The organism is Burkholderia sp. AW33-5 (genome assembly GCF_053427615.1).
In genome coordinates, this window is the sequence record NZ_JBSAXA010000002.1 from 659,439 (window position 1) to 680,115 (window position 20,677).

Consider the following 20,677-nt stretch of genomic DNA (forward strand, 5'->3'; position numbering starts at 1 on the left):
GGCGGATCGAAAGAAAGCGGAAAAGGCGAAAGGAATTATCGTTCGGTGTACTGGACTATGCGTGCCGCCGTCGGGATGCCGCGACAAGCGAATGCCTGCGCGACTTTCGTTCACGCGCTGCCCTGCCCGCGAGCGACAAGCCGCGCGTTCAGCGCACGGCCGGCAGCTTCAGCAGCGTATCGGTCATCACGTCGGCCAGCTTCAGCGCCGACATCGGGCCGCCGAACCCCCAGATGTTCCGTTCGACGAGCGCGATCCTGCGTTCACGCAGCGCAGGCACGAAACGCCACACCGGCGAATCGAGTTTCGACGACAGCGGCACGTCCATCCCCGTCGCGGTGACGAACAGCACGGCGAGATCGCGTTGCCGGAGCAGATCGGCGGACGTCACGTAAAGCGTGCCTTCCCGCGTCGGCTTCTTCGGCCACGGGTCGAGCCCGAGCGCGCGCGCGAGGCCAGCCGACGTGCTGTTGCCGGTATACGCCCAGTAGCGATCGGGCAACCCGAGATCCTGCAGCAGTGCGATGCGTTCGCCGCCGCGTCCCGCCGCCCTGAGCCGCGATGCGTTGCGCGCGATCCCCGCGTCGAGTTGTGCTTCGACCGCCTTCGCGCGCGCATCACGCCCGGTCACGGTGCCGATCGTCCGGAAGATCTGGCGCATCCAGTCGAGCTGCGTGACGGGCACGCCGTCTTCCGACACGTTCGGGCTGAACTGGAACAGGATCGTCGGCGCGATCCGGTCGAGCGCGGCAAAGATCGGCGCATGCCGGAAGCCGACGCCGATGATGAGGTCGGGCTTCACCGCGGCGATCGCCTCGAGCCCCGGCTCCTGACGCGAGCCGATGTCGGTCACGTGCGCGAGCCGGTCGCTCTCGTAGCCGAGCCAACCCGGATAGAACGCGGTATCGGCCATGCCGACCGGCACGATGTCGAGCGCGATCACGCTTTCGGCGAACATGAAGTCGAGCGCGACCACGCGTTGCGGCCGCACGGGCATCGTCGCGCTCGCCTGCGATACGACGGGGTTGCCGGCGAGCGAGCGGCCCGGTTGAGAAGACATGCCGCCCTGCCCGCCGCGCGCGTCGTTCGCGACCGCGGCGGCCGGCGCGGCCAGCGCGCCGCAGCATGCGGCGCCGAGCGCGGCCAGTGCGCCGAGCGCATGGCGACGGCCGGCATGCGGCGCCGGCATCACCGGATCGCGTCCTGCTCGGCCAGCGCCGCGTCGTCCATCGTCAATAGCAGCGGGCAGCTTCCACACAGTTGCGTTTCTCCAGGAATTTCATAGCGCAGGCAGCACACGCGGCGCGCGCGAAACGGCGTCGGCAGCAGCGGCGAGCGCGGCACGGCGTCGCGCACCGGCAGGCGCAGCGGATTCGGCTCGCCGTCGACGCAGGATGCGCCGAACAGCCAGTCGGCATCGCGAGCGGGATCGGCCGCGCATGGCAGCGAACGGTACGTGTCGAGCAGATAGTCGAGCAGGTTGCCCGCGTTGCTCCACAGCACGCGCGGCGTGACGCGGCCCATCGCCGCGAGCAGATCGATCACCGCGCCGAGATGCGCGACGAGCCCCGCGTAGCGCGGCGCGGGCGCGACGCACGGCGCGCCGAGCGCGTCCGGCGCGAAATACATCGCGGCCGGCATCCCGTCGTCGAGCGCGACGAACGTGCGCTCCGGCGCCATGTCGAGCGGCCGGCCCAGCGTCAGCGCGGCGACCACGCCGGCAGGCGCCGCGCGGCCGAAGTAGTACTTGCTCCATTGCGACATCAGCGCGCGCGCGTGCTGCGCCGGATCGCCGCCGTAGTGACGGACCATCGCGTCGAGCAGCGCATCGCGATGATCGGGCAGCGCGCCGACGGGCACGACGATCCGGCCCGGCGCATGCGCGTCGTCGGGCATCCCGAGCCACGCCGCGTCGAGATGCTCCGCGAACGGTTCGGGCGCGAACGCGGAAAAGCACGTGGCGCGTGCGCCGTCGAGCGCCGGCGTCATCGCCCCGCGCGCCGGGCGCGGCGCCCCTCGAGGATCAGCAGCCCGAGCAGATACGGCGCGCCGATCAGCGCGGTCAGCACGCCGGCGGGCACTTCGCGCGGCGCGACGACCATGCGGGCGGCCAGGTCGGCGCACCCGAGGATCAACGCGCCGCATGCGGCCGCAAGCCACAGCCGCGTGCGGTGCCGGCGCGCGCCGAGCATCGTCGCGACGTGCGGCGCCATCAGCCCGATGAAGCCGACCGGCCCGACCGCCGCGACGGCCGCGCACGCGGCGAGCGTCGCGACCGTCAGCGCGAGCGGCCGCAACGCGGTGACCGGCAGGCCGAGCGCGGCCGCCTGGTCGTCGCCGAGCGCGAGCATGTCGAGCGGCCGCGCGAGCCATGCGAATACGGGGACGGCGAGCACGCACCACGGCAGCAGCATCGACACCTCGCCCCACCCGCGGCCATAGGTGCCGCCGACGAGCCACACGACGAAGCGCGCGGGCTGCACGCTTTCCTGCGTGATCAGCCATTGCGCGAGCGTGGTCCACAACGCGCCGATCACGATGCCGGTCAGCGCGACCGCGAGCGGTGCGTAACGATGCCGGTGATTCAGCACGAGCGTAATCGCGAGCGACAGCGCACCGCCGGTCAACGCGGCCACGGCGAGCGTCACGTGCCCCATCAGCGGCCACGTCGACAGCGCGAACAGCGTGACGAGCCCCGCGCCCTGCGTGACGCCGAGCACTTCGGGCCCGGCGAGCGGGTTGCGCACGACGCTCTGCATCGCGACCCCGCTCGCGGCCAGCAACGCACCCGCGAGAAGCGCGCACAGCAGCCGCGGCAGGCGCAGGTCGATCAGCATCCGCGCGACGGCATCGTGACCCGCCAGCGCGGCGGACCAGCGTGCCGGCGACAGCCATTCGGGACCGGCCGACACGCCGACGCACACGACGACCCCGCCGGCCGCGACGAACAGCGCGGTGCGCAGCGGCCAGCCGAGCCGCTCGAGCCAGGCGACCATCCGCGTCGACCCGCTGCCGGCCGCGCGTTCGGCCTGTGCGTGCAGCACGCCCGACCATGCGGCGCCGCGCCGGATCATCGCGAGCATCAGCGGTGTGCCGACGAGCGCGATCGCGACGCCGGTCGACAGCGTCGCGTCGAGGCCCGACGCGAGCACCGCGCTGTCGGTGACGAGCACGAGCGCGCCGCCCGCGAGCGCCGACAGCGGCACCAGCACGCCGAGCCGGGCCGCGCGTGCGCCGCGCACCTGGCGCAGCAGGTTCGGCGCGACGAGCCCGACATACGACAGCGGGCCGGCGATGCTGACGGCCACGCTCGTGAACGCGACCGCGACGATCGTCGCGGCGAGCCGCGCCGCGTCGACGCGCACGCCGGCCGCGGCCGCCGCCTCGTCGCCGAGCGCGAGCGGATTCAGCGGCCGGATCACGAACGGCAGCGCCAGCAGCGGCACGACGAGCCAGCGCATGGCGAGCGCGAGCCCGGTCGCGCCGGGTTGATAGAGACTGCCGTTGGTCCACAGCGCCGCGCCCGCGATGTTCTGCTCGAAAAACGCGAGCACGAGCGTCGACAGCGCCGCGAACAGCAGCATGCAGACGCTGCCCGCGAGCACGAGCCGCAGCGGCGTCGCGCGCCAGCCGCCCGCCGCGACGATCGCGCACGCGGCGGCGATCAGCCCGCACACGAATAGCAGCGGCACCGACGCGACACCGGCGAGCGCCGGCACCAGCATCGCCGCGAGCAGGCCGAGCTGGGCGCCGCCCGTCACGCCGAGCAGGTCGGGCGACGCGAGCGGGTTGCGCGTGAGCGACTGGAACAGCGCGCCCGCGATGCCGAGGCAGCCGCCCGCGACGAGCGCGGCCGCGACACGCGGCAGGTTGAGGTCGAACAGGAACACGCCCGCGAGCGCGGCGGCGTCGCTGCCCGGCACCGCGTTCCACCACACGCGCAGGTCCGGTGCAACGCGCAGCACGGCCAGCGCCGCGATCAACGCGACGAGGCCGAACGCGAGCACGCCGGCACGGCGGCCGGATGCCGCGCGCTGCCCGCTCGCCGCGAGCCGCTTGCGCATCGCGAACGTCGTCATACGGCGATATCCCGTTGAACGGCGCGATCGAACGCGCCCGCCGTGCCGGATGCCGGCGGCCCGTAGGCCGGCACGCACATCGGCGCGCCCGTTTGCGGATGCGCGAGCTTCAGCATGTCGACGCCGAACGCCGCGCGTAGCCGCGCCGGTTCCAGCATCGCGTCGGGCGAGCCCTGCGCGACGAGGCGGCCGGCACGCATCAGCACGATGTCGTCGCTGTACGCGGCCGCCTGGTTGAGGTCGTGCAGGACCCACACGATCGTCAGCCCGCGCGCGTGGTTCAGCGCGCGCAGCGCGTCGAGGATGTCGAGCTGGTGATGGATGTCGAGATAGGTCGTCGGCTCGTCGAGCAGCACGATCGGCGCCTGCTGCGCGAGCGCCATCGCGATCCACGCGCGTTGCCGCTCGCCGCCCGACAGCGCGCCGACGTCACGCTCGGCGTCGCGGGCGAGGCCGCTCGTGACGAGCGCCTCGTCGATCGCCGCATGGTCGACGCGCGACAGCCCGCGCAGGAAACCGCCATACGCGTAGCGGCCGTACGCGACCAGCTCGCGCACGGTCAGCCCCGACGGAATCTGGTTGAACTGCGCGAGCATCGTCAGCTCGCGCGCGAGCGCGCGACGGCGAAACGACGCGAGCGGCCTGCCGTTCACGTCGATGTGGCCCGCACGCGCGGGCTGCAGGCCCGCGAGCGTGCGCAGCAGCGTGCTCTTGCCGCAGCCGTTCGGGCCGCACAGCGCCGTCACGCGGCCGGCCGCGATCGACAGGTCCAGCCCGTCGATCACGACATGGTCGCGATAACCCACCGTCAATCCGCGCGCGGCGAGCGCGGCGGGACTACGCGTCATCGGTCCTCCGTTCGGCCGCGCGCGGGACCGTGTAACTTTGCGCCATCGCGACGACCACCTTGCGCGGCCCGTCGAACGGGTCGCGTGCGTGCGCGGTCAGCATGTTGTCGAGCATCAGCACGTCGCCCGTCCGCCACGGGAACACGATGCGCCGGCGATCGAGCACGTCGCGGATTTCCGCGAGCGCGTCGGCCTCGAGCGGTGCGCCGTCGCCGTAATACACGTTGCGCGGCACGTTCTCGAGCCCGACAGCGTCGACGAGCGCTTCCTGCATGTCGTCGTCGAGCGCGGACAGGTGAAACAGGTTCGCCTGGTTGAACCACACGCGATCGCCGGTGCGCGGATGGCGCGCGACGGCCTGGCAGCGTTCGCGCGTGCGCAACAGCAGTTCGCCGTCGTCATCGGTGCGCCATGCGCATTCGATTCCGCGCGCCGCGCACATCCGCTCGACCTCGGCCGGCTCGTCCGTGCCGAACGACTGCTGCCAAGGCAGGTCGAGCCCCTGGCCGAAATTGCGCACGTACAGCAGCTCGCGCTGCTCGAAGCGCGCGACCAGCGCCGGATCGAGCGCGCGATAGACGGCGCGGCTGTCCGCGATCGGCGTCGCACCGCCCGTCGGCGCCGCGAGCGCGCAATGGAACCAGATCCGCAGTGGCCACTCGCGCGTGTACGACTGCTCGTTGTGCAGCGGAATCGCGCGATGCGGCGGGTATTCGGTCGACGTGTAGACGGCGCCTTCGACCTGTCTGCGCGGCGTCGACGCGTATTCGTAGCCGATCAGCGGATCGCCGAACAACGCCGCGAACTGCTGGAACGCATCGATCGACGGCACGTGAAAGCCCGTGAACAGCACACCGCCCGCCCGTTCGAGCGTGTCGGCCGCGATCGCATGCGCGAGCGGCGCGATCTCGTCGATCGACATGCCGTCGGCGCCGCGCGGCGACACGACGGTGGGCAGCCCCGGCTCGATATGCAGGTCGTCGAGCGTCGGCAACGAAAGCAAGGTCATGCAACGTCCTCTTCAGGTGGCGCGCCGCGCACGCGGCGCAGCGGGTCACGACGCGCGCGTCGCGCGATCGCCGTCCATCGCGCGGCGCAGGCTCGCGGGGCGCATGTCGGTCCAGACGGTCTCGATGTGCGCGAGGCAGTCGGCCTTGGGGCCGCGCACGCCGACCTCGCGCCAGCCGGCCGGCACGGGCCGGAACGTCGGCCAGATCGAATACTGTTCTTCGTCGTTGATGACGACCGTGTAGACGAGGTCGTCGGTGTCGGCGGAAGGCGTCGTGGCTTGCGTCATGATCGAAAAAAGCGGGAGGCGGTTGAGGGAGGCGAAGCGGCGAATCGTCGGATCGGCCGCTCCTGTCTTGAAGACGATTGGCCGGCGCGTTTTTTTACCGACGCCGCGCGCGGCCGCCGAGGAATGCCGGGCACGCGTCGCCGCGATGGCACGCGTCGAGGCATTCCGCGCAGTGCCGCTCCGCGTCGCGCACCATGAAATGCACGAGCGTTTGCGACACGTTCAGCGCGCGCGCCGCGGTCTGCAGCGTCTCCTCGCGCAGCCGCACCATCTCGAACGCCGCGCGGCTGCGCGCCGGCAGGTCGTCGAGCGCGGCCCACACGCGGCGCAGCGTGTCGCGCGTCATCAGCGCGGCTTCGGGCGTCGGTTCCGGCGACGGCACGTCGAAGCCGTCGTCCTCTTCCGTGTGGTAGACGTTCTCGAGGCTTTGCCGGCGGCATGCGTCGATCGATGCGTTGCGCACCATCCGCGTCACGTACGCGACCGGCTGGCGCACCGCGTCCTGGTTCGGGAATTCGACGAGCTTCACGAACACGTCGTGCACGACGTCCTCGGCGCGGCTCGCACAACCGACGAAGCCGCGCGCGACGTTGACGAGCATCGCGCGATGGGAAATCAGCACGTCGAGCAGCGCGCCCTGCGCATGCGGCTCGGCGGTGCGGCGCGCACGCGGCGCGGGGTGCGACGGCCGGTCCGGATAACTGCCGAGGAACGGGTTCGCCGTTGCCGCTGCCGGTCGTTCGAGCACTTCCGCCATAGCCATCGATCTGCTCCGTCCAATTCCGAGATAGCGCAATTTAACGTAAACGCAAATCATTCTCAATCCGATTACCGAATGTCCCTTCCAGTTATCGGGATTTGTCTGATCAATTGGCGGAATCGTTGCCCGGGTGGAGGGGACGCACGGCGGCTGGTTCGGTACGTGGTGATTGGCCCATCCGAACGGCGCGACCGACCTGCGACCCATCGACACGATCTTTCACGCGTCTGACAAAGCGCCTGCAGGTCCCGATCGGCTGGCATGGCGATCGTTACTGGGACGGCAATCGCTACTGGGAGCGCCGTGACTGGGAAGCGCAGCATCCCCGCGGATAAGACGACCATCGGGACGACGGACGCGACGATCAGCGGCCGCAGTGGTAACGCGTTCCCTCTTCCCGTGATTCACTTTTCAACGATCAGGACTGCAACATGAAAACGCTACTGAAATCGCTCACCGCCGCCGTGCTCGTGCCGGCCATCGCCGAAGCGCATCCGCACCGCGTGTGTCACTTCGATCATCACCATCACAGGGTGTGCCGCTGGGTGCGGTAAACGAAACAAGGCGCCGGAAAACCGGCGCCTTGTTTCATCGCTTCACCTGCGTGCGACCACGCTCGCTAGCGTGCGGCCTGCAACCGCGGCAGGCATCGCGCGAGCTGCGCCGGGCTGACGGGCATGCGGCAGGCGCCTCGCTGCATCGCTGCGTTCGGCTTCGCCATCAGCACGCGTGACGCCGCCTTCCGCGGTGAAGCCCGCACCCGCAATGCGTCGGCGCCCGGGCTCGCCGGCTGTAACGCGCGCAGGGTCGCCGCATCGATGTGCACTTGCCAGAACTGCGGCCTAGAGTCGGGATCGCCGTCGCGATCGCCCTGCCCAGTGATAGTCTGCCCGTCGGGGCTCACGCCGATCACGTTGGCCAAGTTCAGCGTGCCGACCGACAGGCCGGCCGCTTCGAGCAACGCAACGAGGCTACGCATGCCGCTTTGCGGCGTCCACACGAAGACGCGCTCGATACCGGTCTGCCGGTTGCTCGATGCGCCGATGACGACCCGCCCGTCCGTACTGATCGATAACGCGTAGCTGCTGTCGTCACCGTCGAGAAAACCGAGCCGCTGGATGCTGTCGCCGCCGTTCGTCCATAGCACCGCCTCCGAGTCGACCCGTTGTCCATCCGGCGTGACCACCAGGGTGCCAAGCGCGCCGGCGATCGTCCGTTCGTCTTCGGTCACGCCACGGGCCTGATCCATTCTCGCCACGCCCGCGTTGATCGTCGGCAATAGTCGTTCACCGATTCGTTCTGTCCAAAGGAACGCACGCGAGCCATACACGCCGTCGACATTGCCGGCGAACCCGGCTGCCGCATTCCCTGACGAGGTCATCGACAGGAGATGCACGATATAGTCGCCGCCCGGCAGCAACTCGCGGAAACCCCTCGGCTGGTCCCACATGAACCGTGCATTCCGGCCGTCTGTCGTCGTAAAGCGGCCCGCCATCCTCGTGCCGCCGAGGTTCGCGACTTCGACCGATGCGCCCTGGCCCGCCGTATCCGGAACGAGTTTCTGCGTGCGACCGTCACCGGGCCATCGCACCGCCCATCGATCGAGATTGCTGCTTTCCGTCTGGCGCGCGCTGATCGATCCGCCGATCACCTGCCCGTCGGCCGACACCGTTTGTGCCATCGAGTCATAGGCGTTCGCCGGCGCGGCCAGCCGCTGCCAGCCCGTCGCGGCCGACCACGAGAAGGCCATCGAGTTACCGGGCTGCGCTTCGCTCCAGTAGGAACCGATGATCGTCTTGCCGTCCGCGCTGACGGCATTGCCGTCGTACCGCATGTCGCGCGGCCCGCCCAGGTCGCCGATCACGGTCAGCGAATAACCACCCGCCGATATCGTCTGTGCGTGAGCCGCGCCCACCGTCGAAGCAACGAATAGCGTCGCCGCCATGGTGCCCTTCAGATGCATTTTCATCTCCCCCGAAAAAAGACGCTCGGCCATCGGCCTGCCTTGCACGGCATATATCCGCTCGGGCCGCGCTCGCGTGCGTCAGTAGATAAACAACCGGATCGTCGCCGTGCCGTTGAACGGACCGATCTTCGGCGGTCCGAACGCCTTCAGAACGGCATCAAGCGTCACGCTCTGGTAGTTCACACTTCCCGGCATCTGGGCGAGCACGAACTGTTGGTTGAACGCAATCGCCTTGCCGTTTCTGTCCTCGATGCCGATGCCGAAATTGCTCTTCGGGTCCGGCACGAGCAGCCCGTTCTGCACCGTCTGCGATGTCTCGAAGTAGCCGTCCACGCGCACCGCCACGTTGCATTGCTTGGTCAGCGCGAGACTGAACGACTTGCGCGGCACCGCTGGCAAGAAGCCGTTGCCCGTGGCCTGAACCTGGCCGAACTTCACGATGCCGGGTTCAGGCGTGACCTTCACATCGACGAGACAAGGCGTCGGTTTCAGTTTCTGCAGGCCGCTCAGCTTGTAGCGAAAGCTCGGATTGATGTAGTTCAGACCGCCCCTGCCGTCGAACTGGAACACCGCATAGATGTCGGATGGCGGCTGCGACCAGTTGCCGCGCTTGCGCACCACGATCTGATAGGTGATGCTCAGCGGAAACTTTTCGCAACGCCCTGCCTTGACCTCCGCGTCGCTCAGCTTGCATTCCTCCACATAGGTTTTCGTCTGTACGCCATCGCCGGGCTGACTGCTGCGGCCGAAGTAATCTTCACCAAGATAGCGAATGCCGATTTCGAGACCCCACGCAGCCGGGGTCTGCTTTTCAGGGTTCGCATAGAAATAGATCCATTCACCGTACGTCTTCTCCCTGCCGCCGAGATCCTTGTAGCAGTATCCCGTCGTCGTGCGCGGCGGCGACACCCAGATCACGTACCCATCCGGTGCATCGGTCGGATACGACGCAACATTGCCGATCGCTTCCGTCAGCGACACACCGCCGTTGTTTGCGATGCAGCGCACAGCCCACGCCGGCTGCGCCAACGCAAAGAACAGCCCGATCACACACCACCTGAGCCACGCCCGCATTCTCGACTCGATCCTGTTTCGTCGCATGCCGCTCATTTCTTCACGCTCTTGCACGCACCCGCGTCGCACGCATACTCGACCGCCACCTGGCCGCCGTAATCGTCGATGTGCGTGACGAACAGCGTCGACGGCGTCGCCGCCTTGAACGGCACGTCGGCCGTGCTCATCGGGCTCACCATCACCGGCTCGATCGGCACCGGCGTCTTCTGCGCGCCCGCCGTCACCTCGATCACCGTCACGTGGTACGGCGTCGGGTTGTCGAACACGAGCCGGTGCGCCCCCGCGTCGACGCGCAGCGTCATCGGCAGTGTCCAGTCCTCGTCGCGCGCCGGCTGCACGGCCTTCGGCCGGTAGAACAGCTTCATCTGCGTATGCAGCGCGATCTGCAGCGTGTTCGGCGTATCGGACTTCGGCGGCACTTCGCGGATGTTCAGGTAGAAGACCGATTCGCGATCAGCTGGCAGCTCGGTGCCCGGCAGCCTGGCGATCCGCAGCACGTTGCGCTCGTTCGCCTCGACGCGCTGCAGCGGCGGCACGACCATCAGCGGCGACGTGATCTTGTTGCCCTTCGCGTCCTCCAGCCACGACTGCACGAGATACGGATACGTCGTGCTCTTGTTCGTGATGGTGACGATCGCGGCCTGTTCGCCTTCGTTGAAGATCACGCGTGTGCGGTCCGGCACGATCGCCGCGTGCGCGACACCGGCCGCCAGCGCGCCGGCCGCGGCCAGCATGCACGACGCGCGTCGCAGGAAGGAAAGAGAGAAAGCTGGGTTCATCGCTGGATCCGTGAAATCATCGTTCGGCCCGTGCGGCCGCTGCATGCGACTCGCCGGGCGTCTGGCACGTCACCGGAATCGGCGTGCCTTCGAGTTGAAGCTGATTGGGCAGTGCGTCCACCGTGCACAGCGTGCGCTCGCCCGCGCGCACCGCGAGCGCGGATTTCGGCTGAACCTGCGTCAGGAACGCCGCACCGCCCTCGCCGACGATGCCGAGCTCCTTGCCGTTCGCCGCGTCCTGCACCGACGCGCCGAACGGCAGCGGCTTGCCGGCCGTGTCGGTCAGCGTCAGGTACAGGTTGCTGCCGCGCGCGACGTTGAACTTCGCGAAGCCGATCGCGCCGTCGGTCAGCACCATGCGCTGGATCGGGTTCGACACCTGCACTTCGAGCGGAAGCTTCTCGACGTTGACGGTCGCGTCGTACACGTTGTACGGCGAGATCCCGTCGAGCACCGCATAGCCGCGCGAGTCGGTATGCGTGAGCGTGCCGGACAGCGGCACGTCGGGCACGCCGTCGGTCGAGACCAGGAGGCGCGTATCGCCGGCGTTGCCGTTCGCGTGCGCGGACACGCCATATTGGGTCGCGACGAACGAGCCGTCGACTTCGAGCGACGCGGCCGCATACGCGTTGGCGAGCGTCGACGCCTGCGCGGTCAGCTGATACGTCGACGTGCGCTGGCGGAAGCTCGCGTTCGCCGCCGCGCGGCCGTCGGTCGCGCCTGCGTTGACCTGGTAGGTGCGACCGTCCGGATCGTCGTAGATGTAACCCGCGTTCACGCTCGTGCTGCCGCTGCCCGTCGTCAGGTTCGACGTGACGGTGTGGCGGCCGCCGATCGGCAGCGTCGCCGTCACCGAAAACTGATTGCCGCTCGCGCCCGCGCTCTGCGTGCGGAACGCCGACACGCTGACGTTCAGGTTGCGCAGCGCGCCGATCGAGAACGCGCGCGTCAGCGTGAGGCCCACGCGCTGCTCGGACGAGCGCGCCCAGTAGGTCGTCTGGTCGTACGAGAAATAGGTCGACGTGTCGCCGAAGCGCTTCGACATCGTCGCCGAGTAGCGCTGCTTGCTGTTGGCGAGGCCATACGCGGTCGGGTCGCCGGAGAACTGCGCGAAGTTGGTGTACTCGCGCTCGGAAAAGCGATAGCCGAAGAAGCGCACGTCCGCGTCGAGCCCGTCGAAGTGCTTCGAATAGTTGATGCGGTACGAGTTGCCGTTGCGCGTCGCGCCGTTCCACCACAGCCGCGCGCGCGCGTGCGTGACGTCGGCCGATACCGCACCGAACGTGCCGAAATCGCGGCCGACGCCGAGCGCGATCGACGTATAGCCCGATGCCGCGATGAAGCCGCCGTACACCGTGACGTCGAGCGGCAGGCCGTACGCGATTTCGCCGAAGCCGAAAAACGGCGTGATGCCTGCGCCGCCGAACTGCCGCGGCTTGCCGACGGCGGCCTTGTAGCGCAGTTGTCCGGTGCGCGCGAGGAACGGCACGGCGGCGGTCGTCACCTGGAAGCGCTGCACGCTGCCGTCCTCTTCCTCGACCGCGACGTCGAGCGTGCCCTGCACGCTCGTGTTGATGTTCTGCAGCGCGAACGCGCCCGGCGACACGCGCGTCACGTACAGCACGCGCCCCGCCTGCGACACGGTCACGGTCGCATTGGTGCGCGCGACACCCGAGATCAGCGGCGCATAGCCGCGCAGCGAAGGCGGCAGCATGCGGTCGTCGCTGCGGATCGACGCGCCGGTCAGCGCGAACGTGTCGAAAATGTCCGAGCTCAGGTAGTCGTCGCCGAACGTCACCGTCGACTGGATCGACGGCAGCGCGCGAAATGCGTAAAGCCGGCTGAAGCGGAACGTGCGGTCCGCGTACGCCGTGTTGCCCACGTTCGACTGCGCCTGGTAGTCGCCGCGAAAACGCCACGCATCCCAGTTCGCGCCGATCGTGCCGTAGGCCTGGATCGAATTCGTCTGCGCGCCGCCCGCACCGAAGCTGCGGTTCGTGTTCGCGATCACGCGATAGTCGAGCATCGCGCCCGGAATCCCCTCGGACCAGCGCTCCGGCGGCAGATAGGTCGAGTCGGTGAACTCGAGCGCGGCCTGCGGAATCGTGATCTTGAGGCGTCCGTCGCTCTTCAGGTAGCGCACGGTTGCCCCCTCGATCGCGCCGAGATCGACGCAACGGCCGCCCTGGAAGCGCGGCAGGTCCTTCGCGAGCGACGGCTTCAGTCCGAACTGCGCGACGAGTTCCGGCGGCAGGCACGGCTTGCCGGCGCCGGACGCATCGAGCGCGATGAACTGGATCGCCTGCAACCCGTAGAACAGGTCGTTGACCTGCACGTCGAGCATGTATTCGCCCGGCAGCGTGAAGTCGGCCTGGGAGAACTGCGACAGGTCGACGTTGTTCGTGCCGTCGATGTCGAGGAACGACGAATTGAATTCCGTCGCATGGCTCTGGCTGCCGACCACCAGCACGGAGACGCAAAGGAAGGAATGTCTGATTCGCACGCGGCGCTACCGGAAGTCCGAGGAAAAGGAAGCGGGAAGGAAACGAGGACGGAGAAAGGGTGCGCGCACCCCTTCTCCGGTACGGACGCTTACTGGTAGCGAACCGTGAAGTTCGCGACGCCGTCGGCGGTACCCGGCGTGACGCCGGCTGCCGTCGCTTCGTACATCGCCGCGAAGCGTGCGACGTTCGTGCCGTTCTGCAGCACGGTCGGCGCCTTTTGCTCCGCGCCGTTGTCGAGGTATTCACCCGACGCAGACTGCAGGCGGATGCCGACGTTGGTTGCCGAGCCGATCGTGGCGAGCAGCTTCGGCTGGCCCGCGCTCGACGTGCCCGTGAACGTGAAGTACGCGTTCTGCGCGATGCTCGTGTCGCAGTCGGTCAGCTTGATGTCGAAGTTGGTCGGCGTGGACTTGTCGCCGGCCTGCTTGAACGTGTGGGTCGGCACCTTGCCGAGGTTCACGGTCTGGTTGACCGAACCCGAATCGATGCCGCATGCGCCCGCGACGATCTCGCCCGTGAAGTTGATCGTGCCGGTGCCCTCTGCGAAGGCCGAGGTGGACAGGGCTGCGAGTGCGACAGCGGTCAGGAGGGATTTTTTCATGACGTTTTCCGTGTGAATTGCAAAGGGAATGACGACGTGGCGGATACAAAAGGCAGCGTGTGGTTGGCTCCCGTCCGTCACGAGGCGGCATTATCGAGATAGGAATGAAAGAATTCTGTAAATGATTGTCAAATCGCCCATGACAATCTTCAATTCACCCATCTTCAAACGCACTCTTTCCCTGAAATTCACAATTCCGATATTTTCGTCTGAAGTCCTTTTTAATTTTCCGGAACCTACTGAAAATTAACGGCATTTCTTTTTCTCGAATGCCGACACCCCACTCCGCCTTTCCGGGCAAGGCTTTCCAATATCACCAACCGTGAAAGACAAAATTCTGTCCAATCCCGCCATCGTTGTTCGACCGCAACGATAGCAATCGTCGATTTTCAACTGACAGGAAATTAACGAGCGATTTTCGTCAGCTGCAATTTTCGCGCAAACGATTGCGCAATTCGTACAAACGTTTTACCGCGACACTTTGCCACCCCGCATTATTCGCAATACGTGAATTAATCGAATCGTCAATCCCGGATTAAAAGCCGCGTGTCGTGCCGTGCGCCGCCACGACATTCGGCGCCCGTTTGCGACGATGCGCGGACGACGTTTCAGCGGATTGGTCGGGATCGGAAAGAAGGAAGTCCGGCATGCTCGGGCCGGGATGCGTGTCGAGTCGAAGGCGGGCCCTCGGCTCGACAGCCAGGAGAAAAGCGTGGAAGACGAAGCGCGGATGTCACGCGTCGGCGATCTCTGCCGGTACCCCGACAAAGGCGATGCCAACCGGGGGCGACGGCATCTCGCGATGCGCCATCGCCGCCCGGCCCGGCCGGAGCATCACACGGCAGCCGCCCCGGCAGATGCCGGCGCCCATCCGCCGCCCAATGCGCGATACAACGCGATCGCATTCGCGAGCCTGCGCTCCTTGAGCCGGATCAGCTCCTGACCCGACTCGTACGTGCTGCGCTGCGCGTCGAGCAGTTCGAGATACGTCGCGACGCCGCCCGCATAGCGGCGCTCGGCGAGCTTCAGCCGCGCGCCGTCGGCCGCGTAGACGTCCTGCTGCGCGGCGAGCTGGCGATCGATCCAGTCGCGCGCGGCGAACGCGTCGGCCACTTCGCGGAATGCGGTCTGCACGGTCTTCTCGTATTCGGCGACCGCGATGTGCTTGCGTGCGTTCGCGACGTCGAGATTCGCGCGATTGCGGCCGCCCGCGAAGATCGGCAGCGTGATGCGCGGCGCGAACGTCCACACGCTCGTGCCGCCCGCGAACAGGCTCGAGAACGCATCGCTGACCGAACCGTAATCGGTCGTCAGCGCGATGCGCGGGAAGAACGCCGCGCGCGCGGCGCCGATCTGCGCGTTCGCAGCCTTGAGCCGCGACTCGGCCTGCCGGATGTCCGGCCGCCGTTCGAGCAGCGCGCTCGGCGCGCCGGGCGCCACCGGCGCGATCGCGAGCGAGTCGAACGCGGTGCCGTCGGCCGGCACGGTGCGTGCAAAATCGCCGGCGAGCAATTGCAGCGCGCGCACCGACTGCGCGTGTTCGCGCTGCAGCGCGGCCTGCGACGCACGCGCGGACGCGACCAGCATCTCGGCCGAGCGCAACTCGATCGCGTCGCTCGTGCCGGCCGCGTAGCGGCGCTGCGTGAGCGCGGCGATGCGCTCGCGCGCGTCGAGCGTACGCTGCGCCAACGCCAGTTGCTCGCGCAACGACCGTTCGGAAACATACGCGCCGGCGACTTCGGCAATCACGCCGATACGCACCGTGCGCTGCGCGTCGGCCGTCGCGAAATACTCGGCGAGCGCCGCGTCGGACAGGTTGCGCACGCGGCCAAACAGGTCGAGCTCGTACGCGCTGACGCCCACGCCCGCACGATACAGCCCGCTCACCGCGCTCTCGCGCACGACCGGGTCGTACTGGCGCGTGCGTTCGTAGCCGAGGTTCGCGTCGACCGACGGCATCAGGTCCGCGCGCTGCACGCCGTACAGCGCGCGCGCTTCGTCGAGCCGGCCGGCCGCGATCCGCAGGTCGCGGTTGTTCGCGAGCGCCGCGTCGATCCACGCCTGCAGCGCAGGATCGGTGAAATATGCGCGCCAGTCGTCGAGCAGCGCGGCATCGGCGGACGCAGCCGCCTCGACCGCCTGCGGCGTGTCGCCATCGACCGGCGTGTAGCTGGCCGGCACCGGCGCCGCCGGCCGCTCGTAGCGCGGCGCGAGCGAGCAGCCGGCAAGCGCGAACGCGAGTGCCGCGGCCAGCGCGACCCGAGCCCGCGGCGTCGCGCACGCCTTCAGGTAAAACGTCATTGCGAACCCTCCATCGTCGCCGGTTGCGATCCGCCGCGCCGGCGCGGGCCGACGTCGAACAGGCGACCGACGCTCACGAAAAACAGCGGGACGAGAAACACCGCGAGCACCGTCGCCGTGATCACGCCGCCGAGCACGCCGGTGCCGATCGCCATCTGCGCGCCGGACGCGGCGCCCGATGCGAACGCGAGCGGCAGCACGCCGACGCCGAACGCGAGCGACGTCATCACGATCGGCCGCAGCCGCAGGCGCGCGGCCTCGAGCGCGGCGTCGACGAGCGACATGCGCTGCGCGACCAGATCCTTCGCGACTTCGACGATCAGGATCGCGTTCTTCGCGGACAACCCGATCGTCGCGATCAGTCCCACCTTGAAATAGATGTCGTTCGGCATCGCGCGCAGCGTGACGCCGAGCACCGCGCCGATCACGCCGAGCGGCACGACCAGCATCACCGCGAACGGGATCGACCAGCTTTCGTACAGCGCCGCGAGCGCGAGGAACACGACGAGCACCGACAGCGCGAACAGCATCGGCGCCTGCGTGCCCGACAGCCGCTCCTCGAACGACTGCCCCGACCACGCGTGGCCGATGCCGGCGGGAAGCTGCGCGGCGAGCCGCTCGATCGCGGCCATCGCCTCGCCGCTGCTGTGCCCCGGCGCGGCCGAGCCGTTGATCGTGAACGACGGATAGCCGTTGTAGCGCGTGAGCTGCGGCGGCCCGAGCGTCCAGTGCAGCGTCGCGAACGCCGCGAGCGGCACCATCTCGCCGCGCGCGTTGCGCACGCGCAGCTTCTTCACGTCGTCCGGATCGAGCCGGTGCAGCCCGTCGGCCTGCACGATCACGCGGCGCACCTGCGTGCCGTGCATGAAGTCGCCGATGTAGTCGGAGCCGAACATCACCGCGAGCGTCGTGTTGATCTCTTCCATCGACACGCCGAGCGCCGATGCCTTCGCGCGATCGATGTCGAGTTTGAGCTGCGGCGCGTCCTGTGTGCCGGCGAACATCAGGTCCGCGAGCGCCGGATCCTTGCCGCCCGCCGCGAGCAGTTGCTCGCGCGCGGCACTGAACGTCGCGTAGTCGAGCCCGCTGCGATTCTGCAGCCGGAAGTCGAAGCCGCTCGTCGACCCGAGATCGGGCAGCGCCGGCGAGTTCATCGCGAACACCGTGGTGTTCGCCGCACCCGCGAAGCGCTCGTTGATGCGCGCGACGATCGCCTGCACGTGATCGCGCCCGGCCTTGCGTTCCTTCCAGTTCTTCAGCGTGACGAAGATCATCCCGCCGTTCGGCCCTTCGCCGTACAGGTTGAAGCCGCCGAGCGCGAACGTGTACGCGGCCGGCTCGTTGTGGCGAACATACGACTCGACCTCGCGCACGCTCTGCATGGTTTCCGCGAGCGGCGTGCCCTGCGGCCGGATCACCATCACCATGAAGTTGCCCTGGTCCTCGTCGGGCAGGAACGCGGTCGGCAATTGCGTGAGCATCAGCGCGGCGGCCGCCGTCAACGCGCCGTACACGACGAGCCAGCGCACCGGCTTCTTCAGCATCGTGCCGACGCGTGCCGCATAACGCTGCGTCGCACGTGCGACCAAGCGGTTGAACCCGCCGAAGAAGCCGCGCTTCTCGTGATGGTCGCCGGACACCGGCTTGAGCAGCGTCGCGCACAACGCGGGCGTCAGCGACAGCGCGAGGAACGCCGAGAAGCCGATCGATACCGCGAGCGCGAGCGCGAACTGCCGGTAGATGTTGCCCACCGCGCCGCCGAAGAACGCCATCGGCACGAACACCGACGTCAGCACGACCGTGATGCCGACGATCGCGCCGCTGATCTGCGTCATCGCCTTGACGGTCGCGTCGTACGGCCCGAGCCCCTCCTCGACCATCAGCCGCTCGACGTTCTCGACGACGACGATCGCATCGTCGACGAGAATGCCGATCGCGAGCACCATCCCGAACATCGTCAGCACGTTGATCGAGAAACCGGCCGCATACATCGCGCCGAACGTGCCCGCGAGCGCGACCGGCACGACGAGCGTCGGAATCAGCGTCGCGCGCAGGTTCTGCATGAACAGGAACATCACGAGGAACACCAGCACGCCGGCCTCGATCAGCGTCGTGACGACCTTGTTCATCGACACGCGCACGAACGACGACGTCTCGTACGGAATCTGGTATTTCACGCCCGGCGGGAAGTACGCGGACAGCGCGTCCATCGTCGCGCGCACGCGCTTCTCGGTGGCTACCGCGTTCGAGCCAGGCGCGAGCTTGATGCCCATCCCGGTCGCGACCTTGCCGTTCACGTACGACGGATAGTTGTAGTCGTTGCCGCCGAATTCGATGCGCGCGACGTCGCGCAGGTAGAGCGCGGCGCCGTCCGGCAGCGTGCGCAGCGCGATCGCGCCGAAGTCGGCCGGCGTCTTCAGCGGTGCGTCGGCGAACACCGTCGCGGCGATCGGCGCGCTGTTCGGCACCGCGCTGCGGCCGATGTCGCCGATCGTCACGCGCGCGTTGTGCGCGCGCACGGCCGACGAGATATCCGACGCGGTGAGGCCGTGCCCGGCCATCTTCACCGGGTCGGGCCAGATCCGCATCGCATATTCGGCGCCCCAGAACTGCACGCGGCCGACGCCGTCGACGCGGCGCAGCGCCTGCACGACGTTCGCCGACGCGTATTCGCCGAGCTGCACGTCGGTCATCCGGCCGTCGTCCGACGTCAGCGACACGACGAGCTGGATGTTGTCGGCGGCCTTCTCGACCTGGATGCCGTCGCGCCGCACGGGTTCGGGCAGCCGCGCCTCGACCGTCTTCAGCCGGTTCTGCACCTCGACGGCCGCGAGATCGGCGTTGACGCCCTGCTTGAACGTCAGGTACAGCGACGCCGCGCCGGCGCTGCTCGTCGCGGACGTATACAGCAGCCCCGGCGCGCCGTTCATCTCGCGCTCGATCAGCGCGGTCACCGATTCCTCGACGACCTGCGCGGACGCGCCCGGGTACGTCGCATAAATGCTGACGACGGGCGGCGCGATGTCCGGATACTGCGCGACGGGCAGCGCGCGTATCGCGAACGCGCCGCCGAGCATGATGAAGAGTGCGATCACCCACGCGAAGACGGGGCGATCGATGAAGAAACGTGCCATGTTGGTCTCGGTGAACCGGTCAGGTTTGACGGGCGGCCGCCTGTGACGCGGCCTTCGTCGGCGTTGCCTGCTCGACGGGCTTGACGGCGGTATCGGGCGCGAACTGCGCGGCGTTGTCGACGATCACGCGCTCGCCGCCGGCGAGGCCGCGCGTGATGCGCCAATCGCGTCCGCTCATCCGGTCGGCGACGACCTCGACGTCCTGCACCTTGCCGTTCGCGCCGACCACGCGCACCGACGTGCGGTCGGCCGTGCGCAGCAGCGCATCGCGCGGCACGAGGATCGCGCGCTGATCGACGGCCGCGTCGAGCGCGATCCGCACGTACGCGCCCGGCAGCAGTTCGCGTTCGGGATTCGGGAACAGCGCGCGCATCGCGACGGTATCGGTGGTCGGGTCGACCGCGAGATCGCTGAACAGCAGCTTGCCCTTCAGCGGATACGCGGTGCCGTCGGCGCGCAGCAGCGTCACCGTGACGTCGTGCTGCGCGATGCCCGTCGCGCGCCCGCTCTTCACCGCGCGGCGCAACGCATCGACGTCGGCCGCCGGCTGCGAGAAATTCACGTAGATCGGATCGAGCTGCTCGACGGTCGTGAGCGGCGTTGCCTGGTCCTGGCCGACGAGCGCGCCTTCGGTGACGAGCGCGCGTCGCGCGCGGCCCGAAATCGGCGCGGTGACGGTCGCGTAGTCGAGTTGCAATTGCGCGCGGGCGAGCTCGGCCTTCGCCGAAGCGACGCCGGCCTTTGCCTGCGTGTCGTCGGCAACGGCCTCCGTGTGATCGCGCTCGCTGACCGCGCGGTCGCGCACCAGGTCGTCGTAACGGCGACGCTTGTCGCTCGCCGCGAGCGCGGCGGCCTGCGCCTTCGCGAGCGCGCCCTGTGCGGCGTCGCGCGCGGCCTTCAGAGGCGCGGGGTCGATGCGGAACAGCACCGCGCCCTGCTTCACTTCCTGGCCTTCTTCGTAAGTCCGCGCGGTGACGATGCCCGCGACCCGCGCGCGCACCTCCGCTTGCCGATACGCGTCGAGCCGGCCGGGCAATTCGACGGTCATCGGCACGGCCGTCGGACGCACCGTGACGACCGTCGCGCGTTGAATGGCCTCCGGCGCCTTGTCCTGTTCGCCCTTTCCGCATCCGGTCACGAGCAGCATGGCCGCGAGCGCGAACGGCGCCAGCCGGAGGCGGCGCCCCAGGGAGCGTTTGTTATTCATGTATGACCTCGGATCGTTCGCCGCCGATACAATGCGGCGGCTCAGGGTGGCCGATTATAATCAGTCACGACTGATTAAATGCAGGCGGTTGCAATCGGGCCGCCTTACTGTCTCAATAAAACGACAG

16 protein-coding genes are annotated in these 20,677 nt (G+C 68.3%); 1 reads left to right on the forward strand and 15 read right to left on the reverse strand.

Annotation, left to right across the window (positions count from 1 at the left end):
- Window positions 1–148: 148 nt before the first annotated feature.
- From ACV22V_RS06470 to ACV22V_RS06500, 7 genes are all read right to left on the reverse strand, one after another.
- Complete coding sequence (locus ACV22V_RS06470; RefSeq protein ID WP_448013289.1) at window positions 149–1,189, reverse strand: ABC transporter substrate-binding protein; 1,041 nt, start codon at window positions 1,187–1,189, stop codon at window positions 149–151.
- Entirely contained in the window at window positions 1,189–1,989 is an 801-nt protein-coding gene (gene fhuF / locus ACV22V_RS06475; RefSeq protein WP_448013290.1) for a siderophore-iron reductase FhuF, read from the reverse strand. Before fhuF ends, ACV22V_RS06470 begins: the two co-directional genes overlap by 1 nt.
- On the reverse strand, window positions 1,986–4,079 hold the full coding sequence (gene fhuB / locus ACV22V_RS06480) for a Fe(3+)-hydroxamate ABC transporter permease FhuB (RefSeq protein ID WP_448013291.1): 2,094 nt from the start codon (window positions 4,077–4,079) through the stop codon (window positions 1,986–1,988). The genes fhuF and fhuB overlap by 4 nt, the downstream gene beginning before the upstream one ends.
- Window positions 4,076–4,927: an ABC transporter ATP-binding protein gene (locus ACV22V_RS06485; RefSeq protein WP_448013292.1), complete on the reverse strand. Its 852-nt coding sequence runs from the start codon at window positions 4,925–4,927 to the stop codon at window positions 4,076–4,078. Before ACV22V_RS06485 ends, fhuB begins: the two co-directional genes overlap by 4 nt.
- Window positions 4,917–5,936 (reverse strand): TauD/TfdA family dioxygenase, encoded by a 1,020-nt coding sequence (locus tag ACV22V_RS06490; protein WP_448013293.1) that lies wholly within the window; start codon window positions 5,934–5,936, stop codon window positions 4,917–4,919. The genes ACV22V_RS06485 and ACV22V_RS06490 overlap by 11 nt, the downstream gene beginning before the upstream one ends.
- A gap of 45 nt (window positions 5,937–5,981) precedes the next feature.
- Window positions 5,982–6,224, reverse strand: coding sequence for an MbtH family protein (locus tag ACV22V_RS06495; RefSeq protein ID WP_059510746.1), 243 nt, complete (start codon window positions 6,222–6,224; stop codon window positions 5,982–5,984).
- A gap of 94 nt (window positions 6,225–6,318) precedes the next feature.
- Window positions 6,319–6,987, reverse strand: coding sequence for an RNA polymerase factor sigma-70 (locus tag ACV22V_RS06500; RefSeq protein ID WP_448013294.1), 669 nt, complete (start codon window positions 6,985–6,987; stop codon window positions 6,319–6,321).
- Between the two features lie 428 nt (window positions 6,988–7,415).
- On the opposite strand from ACV22V_RS06500, the gene ACV22V_RS06505 reads away from it, so the two are divergent.
- Window positions 7,416–7,538 (forward strand): HHHH-motif protein, encoded by a 123-nt coding sequence (locus ACV22V_RS06505; protein WP_257127748.1) that lies wholly within the window; start codon window positions 7,416–7,418, stop codon window positions 7,536–7,538.
- Window positions 7,539–7,603: 65 nt separating this feature from the next.
- Here the strand turns inward: ACV22V_RS06505 and ACV22V_RS06510 are convergent, their stop codons facing one another.
- The 8 genes from ACV22V_RS06510 to ACV22V_RS06545 all read right to left on the reverse strand — a co-directional run bounded on the left by ACV22V_RS06510 (window position 7,604) and on the right by ACV22V_RS06545 (window position 20,550).
- Complete coding sequence (locus ACV22V_RS06510) at window positions 7,604–8,980, reverse strand: calcium-binding protein (protein WP_448013295.1); 1,377 nt, start codon at window positions 8,978–8,980, stop codon at window positions 7,604–7,606.
- Between the two features lie 48 nt (window positions 8,981–9,028).
- The gene (locus ACV22V_RS06515) at window positions 9,029–10,060 is read right to left on the reverse strand and encodes a fimbrial protein (RefSeq protein ID WP_059524434.1); all 1,032 of its coding nucleotides are present in this window, start codon (window positions 10,058–10,060) and stop codon (window positions 9,029–9,031) included.
- Entirely contained in the window at window positions 10,057–10,803 is a 747-nt protein-coding gene (locus tag ACV22V_RS06520; RefSeq protein ID WP_448013296.1) for a fimbrial biogenesis chaperone, read from the reverse strand. The genes ACV22V_RS06515 and ACV22V_RS06520 overlap by 4 nt, the downstream gene beginning before the upstream one ends.
- 16 nt (window positions 10,804–10,819) lie before the next feature.
- Window positions 10,820–13,273, reverse strand: coding sequence for a fimbria/pilus outer membrane usher protein (locus tag ACV22V_RS06525; protein ID WP_448013318.1), 2,454 nt, complete (start codon window positions 13,271–13,273; stop codon window positions 10,820–10,822).
- A 122-nt stretch (window positions 13,274–13,395) separates the two neighbouring features.
- A complete protein-coding gene (locus ACV22V_RS06530; protein ID WP_059524437.1) occupies window positions 13,396–13,908 on the reverse strand; it encodes a fimbrial protein in 513 nt (170 codons plus the stop codon).
- A gap of 834 nt (window positions 13,909–14,742) precedes the next feature.
- Entirely contained in the window at window positions 14,743–16,209 is a 1,467-nt protein-coding gene (locus ACV22V_RS06535) for an efflux transporter outer membrane subunit (RefSeq protein WP_448013297.1), read from the reverse strand.
- Window positions 16,206–19,343: a multidrug efflux RND transporter permease subunit gene (locus ACV22V_RS06540; protein WP_448013298.1), complete on the reverse strand. Its 3,138-nt coding sequence runs from the start codon at window positions 19,341–19,343 to the stop codon at window positions 16,206–16,208. The genes ACV22V_RS06535 and ACV22V_RS06540 overlap by 4 nt, the downstream gene beginning before the upstream one ends.
- 19 nt (window positions 19,344–19,362) lie before the next feature.
- A complete protein-coding gene (locus ACV22V_RS06545; RefSeq protein WP_321849643.1) occupies window positions 19,363–20,550 on the reverse strand; it encodes a MexX/AxyX family multidrug efflux RND transporter periplasmic adaptor subunit in 1,188 nt (395 codons plus the stop codon).
- Between the last annotated feature and the right edge of the window lie 127 nt (window positions 20,551–20,677).